Raw genomic sequence first — 13345 nt, 5'->3', positions numbered from 1 at the left:
TTCGCGAATTCCGGAAAAAATGCAACGATTGCTATGCCTGGCTGAATTATCGTCCGCTCTGGGTATGCTTTATCCATTGGCGGCTTAATTATCCGCCTGGCGGGCTTTTCCGTCTTGCGAAATCAGGCGGTGCGCAGCCCGTCGTCGTCCTCATCCTGCCACTGGCTCAGCGCCAGCAGGCAGTGGGCGGGCAGGACGGACAGCACATCGATCCGCCGCCGCAAATCCTGGAAGATGGCGTCCACCAGTACCTCAGGCGCGTCGGCATCCGGATACAGGGCGGGGTCCGGGTCGGGCAGGGCCCAGTGCGCGGTCACCGGCTGGCCCGGCCAGGCGCCGGCCATGCCCGTCGCCGCCAGCTCGCTGACCGTGATGACGATGTCCACCGGCGGGGCGTCCGGCGCCATGAAGCGCTCCAGCGGTTTGGGCGCCAGGCCGGCGGTCGCGACGCCCTCCGCCCGCAGGCGGGCCAGGGCGTAGGGGTTGGGCCGGTCCACAGGGGTCAGGCCCGCGCTGTGGGCGTCGAATCGATGGCCGGCATGATGACGCAGCAGCGCCTCCGCCATCATGCTGCGGCCGGCGTTGACCCGCCCGACGAACAGCACGCCCAGGCGCCGGTTCACCATGCCGTAGCGGGTGCCGTTCGGCGGCTGGGGCAAGGTCATGTCCGGCGTCTGGCTGTCGGGCGGCATCATGGGACTCGTCCGGTACGGGGCGGGAGGGCTGGGGAAGGGCCGGCTCAGCCGGCCGCCGCCCAACCCTCTTCGCTGTGCATCGCCGTCAGCGCCTCGGCCGTCAGGCGGGCCAGCCTCTGCTCCGGCAGGGAACAGAAGATGCGCACCCGGCGCTCGATCATGCCGAACAGCAGGTTGAACAAGGCCCGCTGCTCCACCTCCGACCCTTTGAACCCCTGCGGGTCGGGGAAGCCCCAGTGGGCGATCATCGGGTGGCCGGGCCAGTGGGGCGCCTCCGCCTTGGCGCTCATGTCGCAGGTGTGGAAGATGAAGTCCATGGGCGCCACGTCGGGGCCCGCGAATTCGTTCCACGACTTGGGATGCAGGCCCTCGGTGGGAATGCGGGCCTTGGTCAGCAGGTCCAGGGCGATGGGGTTGCACTCCGGCAGCGGGTCGGACCCGGCGCTGAACACTTCGAACCGGCCGCCGGCCCAATGGCGCATCAGCGCTTCGGCCATGATGCTGCGGGCGGAGTTGAACTGGCACAGAAACAGAACGCGGTAGACCTTCGCCATGTCGCTTCATTCCCCCTGAATGCCGCGCCCCTTGGGTTTAGGGACCGCAGCCGCGCGCCACCCGCCCCCCGGGCAGGCACGTTTAACCGCATGCTAATCCCAGGGTATGCCAGTCTTGTGACGCTGGTGTTGCAGCCCGGCGAAAAGGGATAGGTTTGGCCTCAACCTCAGGCGCGGTAGCAGACCCGCAGGCCGCCCCACAGCCGCCCGCGCACCCAGATGGGGGCGGAGGCGTCCTTCATCAGGGCGAAGACGCCGCCGCCCATGTCGCGGCGGTAGGTCTGCAGCAGGAACGGCGCGGTGCTGCGGCTGACGGCGGTGGCCGTCTTGTCGGCGTAAACGCGGCGGTTGCGGCCATTGGCGGCATTCCACACCGGGTCGGGTCCGTGGGGCTTGCGGAACTGCGGATTATGACAGGGGATCAGGCGGTTGTGGTCGGTGGGCGCGCAGAAGACCATGCGCGGGTCCATGGCCAGGACGGGATCGTGCAGGGGGGTGACGGCCGCGTCCAGGAAGGGGATGTAGCGAGTCATGTATTGTTGTGGGTTGCTGCCGGCGATGGGCTTGAGGTCGGTGTCGAACAGGTCGTCCATGGTCAACTCACCCGCCGCCAGGGCCTGTTCCATGCGGGCCGATATCTGGCCCGCCACCTCGCGCGCCCGGTCGATAAAGGGCGTGTCCTCCGTCGCGTAGCCGGAGGTGGCGGTCAGCATCATGATGGCCTCCGCCCGCTCCAGCGTGCGGTCCAGATGGGTGGTCGCGGTCTTCAGCGCCGTGCCGGACGATGCCGCGTCACGGTGCAGCGCGTCCACCGTCTCCTGGAAGCCGTCGCAGCGCCGGGCTATATCGCCGGTGGCGCCGGCGATGGCGGTGGCGTTCTCCTCCACCTGGGCCACGGCCGTGCCCACCGTTTCCACCGCCTGGCCGATGGTGGCGGTGCTGCGGCCCACCCGTTCCGCCTGTTCCGACCCCGCCGCCATGCGGGCCGTCAGGCGGCGCACCTGCTCGGTCAGGGCCTTCAGCGTGGCGTCGATCTCGGCGGTGGCCTCGGCCGTCTGGCGGGCCAGGGCCTTCACCTCGGTGGCGACGACGGCGAAGCCCTTGCCGGCTTCGCCGGCGCGCGCCGCCTCGATGGTGGCGTTCAGGGCCAGCAGGTTGGTCTGGGCCGCGATGCGGTTGATGTCGCTGGACACGCGGGCCACCCGGCCCATGGCGCCCTCCAGCCCGCCCAGTTCATTCGCGCTGGCGTTCACCGCCGCGACCAGGTCGCCGATGGCGGACAGCGACTGGCGGATTTCCCCGGCGGAGGCGTCGATGTCCCGCCGCGCGCCGGCCGCCACGGCCTGCGTCGCCTGGGCCATGCCGGCGATGGCGCGATTGCTGGCGACGATGTCGCGCGTCGCCGCCTGGATGCCGGCCAGCTGCTTGCCCTGGTTGTCGATGGCGCTGTCCACCTGATGGATGCTGCCGACCACATCGGCGATGTCGACGCTCAGGCGCCCGACCTCGGAGGCGATGTCGGCGATCAGCGTGCCGGCGTCGGCGCGCAGTGGTATCGATTGGTGGGTGTCCACGGCCATGTCCTCTCCCCAGGATCGGGAAGGGCATTCTGAGGCCCATCCCGTAAAGAAAGCGCAAACAACCCCTGTCCAAACAGGGTGGCCATTTAGGATAGGTGCATCGTCGCGCTCCCGCCCTCATCCTTTGGTTGACCGCACCGTGCGGTGGGGAAGGGAATTTTTTTCCAAGATTGGCTTGTAATACCGGACTATTCGACCAGATATGCAGTCGCAGCGATCCAGGGCAGTGTATTTTCGCATTTGCGGAAGGGCGGGAAACCGCCATTCTCCCCGGCTTAAAGCGATGTTTTCCGGTGAGTCAGGAAAGAGGTATAGCGAGGATGAGCGCGTTTCTGTCCGGCAAGGTCACCCATGTCCATCATTGGACGGACAACCTGTTCAGCTTCCGGCTGACCCGCGACCCGTCCTTCCGCTTCCGCAACGGCGAATTCACCATGGTGGGCCTGGAAGTTGAGGGCCGCCCGCTGATGCGCGCCTATTCCATGGCCAGCACCAATTATGAAGAGCACCTGGAATTCTTCAGCATCAAGGTGCCGAACGGCCCCCTGACCTCCCGCCTGCAACACATCCAGGAAGGGGATGAGGTGCTGTACGGCCGCAAGGCCACCGGCACCCTGCTGCTGGACAACCTGCTGCCCGGCCGCACCCTGTATATGCTGGGCTCCGGCACCGGCCTCGCCCCGTTCATGAGCCTGATGAAGGACCCGGACGTCTACGAGCGCTTCGAGAAGGTGGTGGTCACCCACACCGTGCGCCGCGTGGCTGAGCTGGCCTACTACGACGACATCACCAAGCACCTGCCGAATGACGAATTCATCGGCGAGATGCTGCGCGACAAGCTGGTCTACTACCCGACCGTGACGCGTGAGCCCTTCCGCACCGAAGGCCGCCTGACCGACCTGATCAAAAATGGCAAGTTCTTCGCCGACATCGGTGAGAAGCCGTTCGACCCGGCCCAGGACCGCGTCATGATCTGCGGCGGCCCCGGCGTGCTGAAGGATCTGCAGGACCTGTGCGAAGAGGCCGGCATGAGCGAAGGCAGCTCGAACGAGCCCGGCCACTACGTCATCGAAAAGGCCTTCGTGGAGCGCTGATCCAGCGATTCCCGTCGGTACGGTTAACGGCCGCGCTCCCACCCGGGGCGCGGCCGTTGCCTTTCAGGGCTCCGGCATCGCCCGCCATTCATCCTCGCCGATGACGATGTAGCGGGTCGCGCCCCGGCCATCCCAATGATAGCGCAGGGTGCGGGCCTGCAGGATGGGCGGGGTGATCAGGTCGGGGTAGTACAGGGCGGCGGCCAGGCCCTGGGGCCAGCGCACGCTGGGGTACAGCACGCCGTCGCTGCCCTGGGCCTTCAGCCGCTTGCCCAGCGCCTGGCCCGCCGCCCAATCGTCCGGTGCCAGGCAGTCCCGGAAGACTTCCCCGCGCACGTCGTGGAGGCTGCCAGCCACGCGGGCCGTTAGCTCGCGGAACTGGGCGTCGGCCGCCGGCTCATCCGTCATGCGCATGAAGCGGCTGAAGTGATGGACGGTTTCCATCAGCGCCACCTCGAACCGGTCGCCGCAGTACCAGACGCCAAAGCCGCCGTCGGAAAAGCGGCTGGGCCGGTCGGTGGAGGTGTGGGTGAAGGCACCCATGGCCAGGCTGGCCCCGGGGCCGGACAGGCGGCGCGCCGCCGGCACCAGCGACAGGTCGCCCACCTCATCCCGCACGCGGGGATTGGTCTTGGCTTCCGCGCTGGCGATCAGGTCCCAGTCGGCCGGGTCGGCGATGTCCTCGAACAGCCAGACGGGCGGGTAGATGGTGCGGACGATGCGGTAGGCCGGGCGCCAGTCCAGGGCGGTGGTGGGCGGGGTGTCGGGCGGCGTCACCACCCGCCGCGCTCCGCATCCAGGTAGTTGCGCACGGCGGTCAGGTCGGACGGGGCGCCGGCCAGCATGCGCTGCAGCGCCGATTTGCCGTGGAAGGCGGCGTTGGGCTTGGCCACCCAGGCATAGGCGCGCTCCGGCTCCATGAACAGATAGCGCAAGGCCTTGTGGATGCCCATCAGATCGCCCAGGCGCCACAGCAGATCCGACGGCAGGCTGCCGATGTCGCCCCGCTTCCAGCGGTAGAAGGTGGACGGGCTGGGCTGGCCCAGCAGCACGCGGGCCTGGCCGTCGTCCACCCCCCACAGGCGGAACAGGTTGAAGACGGCGCGCAGCATGGCCGCCCCCTCGGCCTGGGTGACGGCGCCGGGGACGGCCGCATCGGGCGTGCTGGCAGGTAGGGCCTGGGCCATGGCGAACTCCTTAATGCCATATGGCAGTTAATATAGGATGAGCTGCCATATGGCACAAGTGGCGCTCATTTGAAGGCCGCTACCGTATCGGCCACCAGCCGCTCCAGCGCCAGGATGTCGCCCTCGGGCTGATAGGACATGCCCAGTCGGACGATCACCAGGCGGGCGCTGGGGATGATGACGATGGACTGGCCCTGGTTGCCGCGGGCCATGAAGCTGTCGGCCGGCATGCCGGCGCGCACCCGCCGGGCAGCGGCGCCCCCATTGTTCGCAGGGCCGGCCCGGTTGGTCCAGAAGCCGGCGCCATAGCCGAAATCCTCCGACCCCGGCGTCAGGCGGGCGGAATAGTCCACCCAGCCCTCGGGCAGCACGCGCCGGCCGCCCACCACGCCATCATCCAGGAACAGCTGGCCGAAGCGCGCCCAATCCCGCGCTGTGGCCCACATATGGCTGGATCCGATGGGTGTGCCGGTGGCGTCCAGTTCCAGCGTGGCATGCTCCATGCCCAGGGGGTCGAACAGCTCACGGTGGGCGAAGGCCAGGACTTCCGAGCCGCTTCCGCCCGTCCGTTGCTTGATCAGGCGGGACAGCAGCAGGGTGTTGCCGTTGCTGTAGGTCCAGACCTGGCCGGGCGGCGCTTTGGCTGGCGCGGCCTCCACCATCGCCGCCATGTCGGCGCGGGCATAAACCATCTGCGTGGTCGGGTCGGCCATGCTGGTCCAGTCGGCGGTCAGGGATTGGCCGAAGTCCAACCCGCTGGTCATACGCAGCAGGCCGTCCACGGTGATGTCCCGGCGCGCATCATGGTCCCAAGCCGGCACGTCCAGGCGCTGGTCCACCGTCAGCTTGCCCTGCCGTACCAGGATGCCGATCAGCGCGTTGGTGACCGACTTGGTCATGGACCATCCGATCAAAGGCGTGTCGACACCCACGCCGGGGGCATACCGCTCCGCCACCACCTTTCCATCGTGCAGGATGACGACCGCCTTGGTCCAGCGGTGGGGGGCCTTATCCGGCTCGGCGAAGGCCCGGTCCAACGCCGCCGTCAAGGTGGGATCGGCGGGCGCCACCACGTCAGGTCCGGCGATGGGCGGCAGCAGGGCCGGGGTCGGCGGCGGCAGGGCGATGCGGGGCCCGGGCGGCGGATCCTCCGCCGTCAGCACGCGGCAGCCGGCCGGCCCTTCGTATACCGCCTTGCTCTTCACCAGGCCGGCGAACCGCACGGTGACGGTCCCGGTGTCGTAATCGACCTGATAGCGGGTCAGGGCGCCCCCCGGCCGCATCTGCGGGGCGACGCCCTGGGCGAAGAAGGTGGCGGCGTCCAACCCGCCGACGAACACGGCGGAGCAGATCTGGTGGCTGGTGAAATGGGCCGGCACCGACACGGCGCGGCGGGCACCGTCGCAAGCGGTCAGGGCCAGGGGTAGCAGCAGGGCGGATAGCAGACGGGGCGGCATGGGCGGCGCTCAACGCTGGGGGAGAGGCCGCCAGTCTTGACGCTCCGGTCCCGCGCGATCATGCCGGATTTGAAATCCGGCTAGCCGCTACCACACTTTTCGACGGTTCGGCCAGGGCCTGGCGGCGATAGTCGCCGGGTGTCAGGCCGGTGTCCGCCTTGAAGGCGCGGTTGAACGGACCCAGGGAGCCGAAGCCCGCGTCCAGCGCGATGGTCAGGATGGGCACCTCGGCCTGTGCCGGATCGGCCAGCGCGGCCTTGGCCTCCGCCAGGCGGTAGTGGTTGAGGAAGGCGTTGAAGTTGCGATGGCCCAGGCCCTGGTTGATCAGCCGGCGCAGACGATACTCGGGCAGGCCCAGATCCACCGCCAGTTGACCGATGGTCAGGCCGTCGCGGCGATAGGCGCGGTCCAGACGCATGGCGCGCTCCAGCGCCGTCACCCAGATGGGATCGAGGGCGGCGGGCTCGGACTCCGGTGCCGGCGGCGCGGCAGGAACAGGGGGGCACGGATCGTGGAACAGGGCCTGACCGCCGCCCACGCGCAGCAGCGACCACGCGATGACACCGGCGATGGTCAGCAGGCCGGCGGCGTCCAGCAGGTTGCCGCTGGCGCCCGCAGCCTGTTCCCGCCCCGTCGAGGAAGGGCCCGCCAGGGTGGCCAGCGCCGTGACGATGGAATGCATGGCCGCTGCGGCCACGATGAACAGCCGCAGGCGGCGGCGCGGCTCCACCAAGTCGGCGGCGGCCGTGGCCATGGACTGCCAGGCGGCCAGGCCAGCCCAGAGCAGGGGCTGCAGGTCCAGCACCAGGCCCAGGGGACGGGCCGCCGCATGGTGGCCCGGCACCAGCACCAGGCCTTGGGTGATGCCCGTGGCCGCCAGCGCCAGCCAGACCAATCCGTGCCAGGCGCGGGGGCGGAAGGCGTCGTCGAACAGGCTGCAGGCGAACAGCCAGAAAACGAAGCTGTTGGCCGTGGCCAGCCCCGTCAGTGGCGCCGCGCGAACCCCGGCCCAGGCATGCACGCCGGCCAGGGTGCACAGGGTGTAGGCAGCACTGCCCATGGCGAACAGGGCGCCCAGCCGGGCGGCATTCACCCGGGGGTATTCCGCCAGCAGCCGGCCGGCCAGCAGGACCAGCAGGCTGACCACGCCGCCGCGCAGGAACAGGTCTAGGGCGGCGGCGTTCACGGCCTTAGTCGCGGTAGCTCAGCCACACCGTGTCGGCCACCCGCTTGGCCAGGGCGCGGGCCTCGTCGGCCGTGGCGCCTTCGGCCAGGGCCACGCCCATGCGGCGATAGGGCCGGGTGGTGGGCTTGTTGAAGATGCGCACCTCCACGTCATGCTCGGCCGTGCCCAGGGCCAGGGCGTCGGCCAACCCTTCCACGCCGAAGTGGCTGGAGTCCTGGCTGGCCAGGATGACGGCGCTGGCGGTGGGGCCGCGCAGGGTGATGCGGGGAATGGGCAGGCCCAGGATGGCGCGGGCGTGCAGGTCGAATTCCGACAGGTTCTGCGACATCAGCGTCACCATGCCGGTGTCGTGCGGGCGGGGCGACAGCTCGCTGAACACCACGTCGTCGCCGGCCACGAAGAACTCCACCCCGAACAGGCCGTAGCCGCCCAGGTTGTCCACCACCTTCTCCGCCATGTCGCGGGCGGCGGCCAGGGCCTTGGCGTCCATGGGCACGGGCTGCCATGATTCCTGGTAGTCGCCACGTTCCTGACGATGGCCGATAGGCTCGCAGAACACCACGCCGTCCCGCGTGCGCACGGTCAGCAGGGTGATCTCATAGTCGAAGGCGATGAACTCCTCGACGATCACCTTGCGGCGGTCGCCGCGCATGTTGGCCACGGCGTAGTTCCACGCGGCCTCCAGCTCGTCCGCCGTGCGCACCGTGCTCTGTCCCTTGCCGGACGAGGACATGACCGGCTTGATCACGCAGGGCAGGCCGGTGTGCGCCGCCCCCGCCTTCACCTCGTCCAGGCTCTCGGCATAGCGGTAGCGCGAGGTGCGCAGGCCCAGTTCCGTGGCCGCCACCTCACGGATGCGGTCGCGGTTCATGGTCATGTAGGTGGCGCGGGCGCTGGGGACCACGGTGTGGCCGGCGGCCTCCATCTCCTGCAGCACCTCGGTGCGGATGGCCTCCACCTCCGGCACGATATAGTCCGGCTTGTGGCGCAGGATGGCGGCCTTCAGCGCCTCCCCGTCCAGCATGGAGAACACCTCGGACTCGTCGGCCACCTGCATGGCCGGCGCGCCGGCATAGGCGTCGCAGGCCACGACATGGGCGCCGTAGCGCTTGGCGGAGATGACGAACTCCCGGCCCAGCTCGCCCGAGCCCAGCAGCAGGATTTTGGCGGTCGCGGTCATGATGGCGGCGGTTCCGGCTTAGAAGTATCGGGAAAGGTTGCGGCGGATGCGGGCCAGCACCCCGTCCGGGTCGCGGGCGGGCACATAGGTCTCGCCCGTGATCATTTCATAGGCCTGGATGTAGATGGCGGCCGCCTGCAGCACCACGTCGCCCGGGATCTCCGGCACGTCGTCGGTGTAGGGGTCGCAGCGCGCCACCACCCAGCTGCGCACGAAGTCCTTATCGAAGCTCTCCGGCCGCTCCCCCGCCTCGAATTTGGTGGGGTAGGTTTCGGCGAACCAGTAGCGGCTGCTGTCCGGCGTGTGGATCTCGTCGGCCAGGATGATGTTGCCGTCCTGGTCCAGGCCGAACTCATACTTCGTGTCCACCAGGATCAGGCCGCGCTTGGCCGCCAGCTCGCGACCGCGGGCGAACAGGGCCAGCGCCTTGGCCGACAGCTCTTCCCACTGGGCGGCGGTCAGCAGCTTGCGCTCCACGATCTCCGCCGGGGTCAGCGGCTCGTCATGGCCGCCGTCGAAGGCCTTGCTGGTGGGGGTGATGATGGCTTCGGGCAGCTTCTGGTTGGGCGCCAAGCCGTCCGGCAGGGTCACGCCGTACATCGTGCGCTCCCCCTTTTTGTACATGGACAGGATGGAGGTGCTGGTGGTGCCGGCCAGATAGTCGCGCACCACCACCTCGACCGGCAGGATGTCCAGGCGCTTGGCCACCACCACGTTGGGATCGGGATAGTCGATCACATGGTTGGGGCACAGGTCGCGGGTGGCCTCGAACCAATAGCGCGCCGTCTGGGTCAGCACGGCGCCCTTGTGCGGCACCGCCGTCAGGATGCGGTCGAAGGCGCTGAGCCGGTCGGACGCGATGATGATGCGCCGGCCGTCCGCCAGGTCGTAGTTGTCGCGCACCTTCCCCCGGTAGTGCTTGGGCAGTTCCGGGATGGTCGCGTCATCGAGGACGTTGGCGGGGGCGAGATCGGAAGGGGTGAGGTCCACCGGGCACCTGAAGGGTTGCGGCGCGCCCCTGTCGGCCTGGATGCCGGGGCGCGGGGTTGGAATCGCGCGCGATCCTAGTGCGGCCGCGCCCGTTTGACCACTGCGCGGACGGCGGGGGCGCATCCCGCCGCAGGGTCATCTCGGGCGGTGCCGCCCGCCGCGCGGCGCGCCCGTGCCCTCTCCTCCGGTATCTATATATCGTGATCGCGCGCCGGGTTATTGTGGCGGCCTCGGGCCCGAACCTCAGCGCCGGTTGGATGTCGCTACGCCTACGCCTCGCCTTGACCTTCGGTGTGCTGGTCGCCATGGCCACGCTGGCGGCGGCCATGGTCATTGGCGACTTGGCGGCAGACCGGGTACGCACCGATATCGCCCGCCAGATGGCCGATATCGCCTTCCAGACGGGCGACAAGCTGGACCGGGGCATGTTCGAGCGCTGGCGCGACGTGCAGGTTGCCGCCTCCCTCAACAGCGTCTTCAAGGTCGGTGCGGATGAGGCGCGGCAGCGCCGCTGGCTGGACCGGCTGAAGCAAACCTTCCCCTCTTACGCCTGGATCGGCTTCGCCGACCCCGGCGGGCGGGTCATGGTGTCCGCCGACCGCGTGCTGGAGGGGGTGGACGTGTCCCAGCGCCCCTGGTTCGCCGCCGCGCGCGACCAGGGTTCCTATGCCGGCGACGTGCACGAGGCCAAGCTGCTGCAAAAGGTGCTGGCGGCGCCAGGGGCCGACCCCCTGCGCTTCGTCGATGTCGCCGCTGCCGTGCATGATGAGACGGGCGCGGTGCAGGGTGTGCTGGGTGCCCATCTCAGCTGGTCCTGGGCGGTGGAGGTGACGCGGTCCGTCCTGGGCGCCACGGCGGAGCGCTCCGGCGTGCAGGTGCTGGTGCTGTCCCAGGGCGGCACCGTGCTGCTGGGGCCGGAGCCCTTCCTGGGCCGGGAACTGACGGTGGCCCGGGGTCCCGGCGGTGAGCCCACCGTCACCTGGCCGGACGGCAAGCCGGGCGATTTCCTCGTCGGTGTCAGCCAGAGCAGGGGCTATCGCGACTATCCGGGCCTGGGCTGGTGGATCGTGGCGCGCCAGCCTGCCGCGGTGGCCCTGGCCCCGGTGCGGGAGTTGCGGCGCTTGGTCGCCTATGCCGGCAGCGGCATCACCTTGCTGGCGCTGCTGCTGGGCTGGTTCGCCGCCGGGCAGCTGGCGGCCCCCATCGTGCGCCTGACCCGCGCCGCCGAACGCCTGCGCCTGCGGCCCATTCCCGAGACCGGGGACCAGGAGGATCCGCTCGCGACATTGCCTGCCGTGGCGGGGGATCGTGAGATCGTGTCCCTGGCCGACAGCCTGCGTACCGCCTTCGCCACCGTGCGGGCGCAGGCCGGTGAACTGGCCCAGGCCAACGCCACCCTGGAAAAGCGGGTGGAAGACCGCACGGCGGCGCTGGCCGCCGCCAACCTCCGCCTGATGGACGACCAGATTCGCCTGGAAGGCCAGGCGGCGTCGCTGGCAGCCTTGGCGGAGGAACGGGACCGTGCCCGTGCCGTGGCCCAGGCCGCCAACCAGGCCAAGTCCAATTTCCTGGCGGCCATGAGCCACGAGGTGCGCACGCCCTTGAACGGCATCCTGGGCATCGCCCAGCTGCTGCTGGCCGGCCCCTTGCCGCCCGAGGTGAGGCCCCAGGTGCGCACCCTGCAACAGAGCGGGCAATCCCTGCTGACCATCGCCAACGACATCCTGGACGTTTCCAAGATCGAGGCGGGCAAGCTGGAGTTGGAGGAATTGGCCTTCAATCTGGAGGATCTGGTGGACGGGGTGCGCCGCCTGATGCTGCCCAGTGCCCAGCAGAAGGGCTTGACGCTGACGGTGGCGCTGGACCCGGCCCTGCGGCCCGCCTATCGCGGCGACCCGGCCCGTTTGCGCCAGATCCTGCTGAACCTGGTCAGCAACGCCCTGCGCTTCACCGATAGCGGCGGCGTCACCATCACCGTGGCGCCGGCGGTGGGTGAGGAGGCAGGCTTGCTGTGCTTCTCCGTCACCGACACCGGCGTGGGGCTATCGCCCGCCCAGGCCGGCCGCCTGTTCGAACGCTATGTCCAGGCGGATGAGACCATCTCGCGCCGTTATGGCGGTACCGGCCTGGGCCTCGCCATCTGCCGCGACCTGGTGGAGCTGATGGGCGGGCACATCGGCGTCGATAGTCATGAAGGGGCGGGCAGCCGTTTCTGGTTCACCATCCCCCTGGTGCCGGCCAGCGCCGAGGAGGCCGCCCGGCTGGCGCTGGACGCGGCCGCGGTGCTGGACCTGGCCCCTGACGCCCCCACCTTCGGCGATGGCTCTGTCCCTGGGGGCATACACGGGGACAGGCGCGCCGCCGGCCGCATCCTGCTGGTGGAGGACAACGCGGTGAACCAGCAGGTGGCCCTGCTGCTGTTGCGCCGCGCCGGCTACAGCGTGCGTCTGGCCCATAATGGCCAAGAGGCGCTGGACATCCTGGCCGAAGAGGGCGACGCCGGCGGCCCCATCGACCTAGTGCTGATGGACATGCAGATGCCGGTGATGAACGGGCTGGAGGCGACGCGCCGCCTGCGCGCGGCGGAGGCCGGCACCGGCCGGCGGGTGCCGGTCATCGCCCTTACCGCGCACAGCCTGTCCGACCGGGCCGACGACCATCTGGCCGCCGGTATGGACGACCATCTGGTGAAGCCCTTCGACCACGGCCAGTTGCTGGAGCGCGTGGCCTTCTGGCTGGGCCGCGACAGGACGCCCCCGGTCGAGGCGCCCGTGGTCCCGCCGCCCGCGCCTGCCGTGACGGCTCCCCAGCCGGACGCGTCCATCTTCGACCCCACCGTGCTGGGCCGTCTCTCGGCCCTGGTGCCGGTGCCGCAGTTCCGCGTCCTGGTGCAGGAGATGGTGACCAACGGCTTGGCGCGGGTGGACCGCATCGGCACCCAGGCCGCCGCCGGCGACGTGGGCGGCCTGAAGCGTGAGGCGCACGACCTGATCGCCACCGCCGGCAGCGCCGGGCTGGGCCGCCTGCAGGCCCTGGCCCGCACGCTGGACACCGCCTGTGCCGAGGGGGACGCGGACCGGGCCCGCCTGCTGGCCGGCACCATCGCCGCCGTGGGCGCCGGCGACTGGCGCCGGGTGTACGAGCTGGTCCCCGACGCCGTGGCGTCCTGAGGGACGGTGGGGCCGTGCCCGCCCCTGGCGCCACGCCGCAACCGGGCTGTCCGCCTGCGACCTTCTGTCTTTTGCTGCACCTGCGCTTTCCCGTTGACGCACCCGGGGAGGCGGGTTAGAACCGAACCACGTTATACTATAACATAACGAAAACTTGGCAGTTCGGGTCCTGTCTCCAGCCCACCCAGCCGCTCTCGCCGGCCGCGCCCGTCCCTGGGTGCGGCAACGGGGGCGGTTGGCCTGGGTCCAAGG

11 protein-coding genes are annotated in these 13345 nt (G+C 69.7%); 2 read left to right on the top strand and 9 right to left on the bottom strand.

Features of this window, described 5'->3' with window-relative positions:
- Positions 1-122 precede the first annotated feature (122 nt).
- From FBZ87_RS22675 to FBZ87_RS22665, 3 genes are all read right to left on the bottom strand, one after another.
- Positions 123-695, bottom strand: a complete 573-nt coding sequence (locus FBZ87_RS22675) for an arsenate reductase/protein-tyrosine-phosphatase family protein (RefSeq protein ID WP_145612861.1) — start codon at positions 693-695, stop codon at positions 123-125.
- 44 nt (positions 696-739) lie between these two features.
- Positions 740-1249 (bottom strand): arsenate reductase ArsC, encoded by a 510-nt coding sequence (locus FBZ87_RS22670; protein WP_145612860.1) that lies wholly within the window; start codon positions 1247-1249, stop codon positions 740-742.
- A 167-nt stretch (positions 1250-1416) separates the two neighbouring features.
- On the bottom strand, positions 1417-2829 hold the full coding sequence (locus tag FBZ87_RS22665; RefSeq protein WP_145612859.1) for a methyl-accepting chemotaxis protein: 1413 nt from the start codon (positions 2827-2829) through the stop codon (positions 1417-1419).
- 320 nt (positions 2830-3149) lie between these two features.
- Here FBZ87_RS22665 and FBZ87_RS22660 point away from each other — a divergent pair, with 320 nt between their 5' ends.
- On the top strand, positions 3150-3923 hold the full coding sequence (locus tag FBZ87_RS22660) for a ferredoxin--NADP reductase (protein ID WP_145612858.1): 774 nt from the start codon (positions 3150-3152) through the stop codon (positions 3921-3923).
- A 63-nt stretch (positions 3924-3986) separates the two neighbouring features.
- Here FBZ87_RS22660 and FBZ87_RS22655 read toward each other — a convergent pair whose 3' ends face one another.
- The 6 genes from FBZ87_RS22655 to FBZ87_RS22630 all read right to left on the bottom strand — a co-directional run bounded on the left by FBZ87_RS22655 (position 3987) and on the right by FBZ87_RS22630 (position 9923).
- On the bottom strand, positions 3987-4703 hold the full coding sequence (locus FBZ87_RS22655) for an RES family NAD+ phosphorylase (RefSeq protein ID WP_145612857.1): 717 nt from the start codon (positions 4701-4703) through the stop codon (positions 3987-3989).
- Positions 4697-5110 carry an MbcA/ParS/Xre antitoxin family protein gene (locus tag FBZ87_RS22650; RefSeq protein ID WP_040846483.1) on the bottom strand — a complete coding sequence of 138 codons (414 nt, stop codon included), beginning with the start codon at positions 5108-5110 and terminating at the stop codon, positions 4697-4699. The genes FBZ87_RS22655 and FBZ87_RS22650 overlap by 7 nt, the downstream gene beginning before the upstream one ends.
- A gap of 65 nt (positions 5111-5175) precedes the next feature.
- Positions 5176-6567: a serine hydrolase domain-containing protein gene (locus tag FBZ87_RS22645; protein WP_145612856.1), complete on the bottom strand. Its 1392-nt coding sequence runs from the start codon at positions 6565-6567 to the stop codon at positions 5176-5178.
- Positions 6568-6625: 58 nt separating this feature from the next.
- Entirely contained in the window at positions 6626-7753 is a 1128-nt protein-coding gene (locus FBZ87_RS22640) for a helix-turn-helix domain-containing protein (RefSeq protein WP_145612855.1), read from the bottom strand.
- Between the two features lie 4 nt (positions 7754-7757).
- Positions 7758-8933, bottom strand: coding sequence for a formate-dependent phosphoribosylglycinamide formyltransferase (gene purT, locus FBZ87_RS22635; protein ID WP_145612854.1), 1176 nt, complete (start codon positions 8931-8933; stop codon positions 7758-7760).
- Between the two features lie 18 nt (positions 8934-8951).
- A complete protein-coding gene (locus tag FBZ87_RS22630) occupies positions 8952-9923 on the bottom strand; it encodes a phosphoribosylaminoimidazolesuccinocarboxamide synthase (protein ID WP_145612853.1) in 972 nt (323 codons plus the stop codon).
- 257 nt (positions 9924-10180) lie between these two features.
- Between FBZ87_RS22630 and FBZ87_RS22625 the strand changes: the two genes are divergently transcribed.
- Positions 10181-13093, top strand: a complete 2913-nt coding sequence (locus tag FBZ87_RS22625; protein ID WP_145612852.1) for a hybrid sensor histidine kinase/response regulator — start codon at positions 10181-10183, stop codon at positions 13091-13093.
- The last annotated feature ends 252 nt before the right edge of the window (positions 13094-13345 follow it).

The organism is Nitrospirillum amazonense (genome assembly GCF_007828035.1).
Classification (GTDB): domain Bacteria; phylum Pseudomonadota; class Alphaproteobacteria; order Azospirillales; family Azospirillaceae; genus Nitrospirillum; species Nitrospirillum amazonense.
The sequence above is the reverse complement of the archived record's forward strand: the minus strand, read 5'-3'. Positions and strand labels throughout refer to the sequence as shown.

Excerpts from the sequence above, each read along its gene's own strand:
- FBZ87_RS22645 (WP_145612856.1), bottom strand. The coding sequence starts at position 6,567 with ATGCCGCCCCGTCTGCTATCCGCCCTGCTGCTACCCCTGGCCCTGACC.
- FBZ87_RS22675 (WP_145612861.1), bottom strand. The coding sequence starts at position 695 with ATGATGCCGCCCGACAGCCAGACGCCGGACATGACCTTGCCCCAGCCG.
- FBZ87_RS22665 (WP_145612859.1), bottom strand. The coding sequence starts at position 2,829 with ATGGCCGTGGACACCCACCAATCGATACCACTGCGCGCCGACGCCGGC.
- FBZ87_RS22670 (WP_145612860.1), bottom strand. The coding sequence starts at position 1,249 with ATGGCGAAGGTCTACCGCGTTCTGTTTCTGTGCCAGTTCAACTCCGCC.
- purT (WP_145612854.1), bottom strand. The coding sequence starts at position 8,933 with ATGACCGCGACCGCCAAAATCCTGCTGCTGGGCTCGGGCGAGCTGGGC.
- FBZ87_RS22660 (WP_145612858.1), top strand. The coding sequence starts at position 3,150 with ATGAGCGCGTTTCTGTCCGGCAAGGTCACCCATGTCCATCATTGGACG.
- FBZ87_RS22650 (WP_040846483.1), bottom strand. The coding sequence starts at position 5,110 with ATGGCCCAGGCCCTACCTGCCAGCACGCCCGATGCGGCCGTCCCCGGC.
- FBZ87_RS22625 (WP_145612852.1), top strand. The coding sequence starts at position 10,181 with ATGTCGCTACGCCTACGCCTCGCCTTGACCTTCGGTGTGCTGGTCGCC.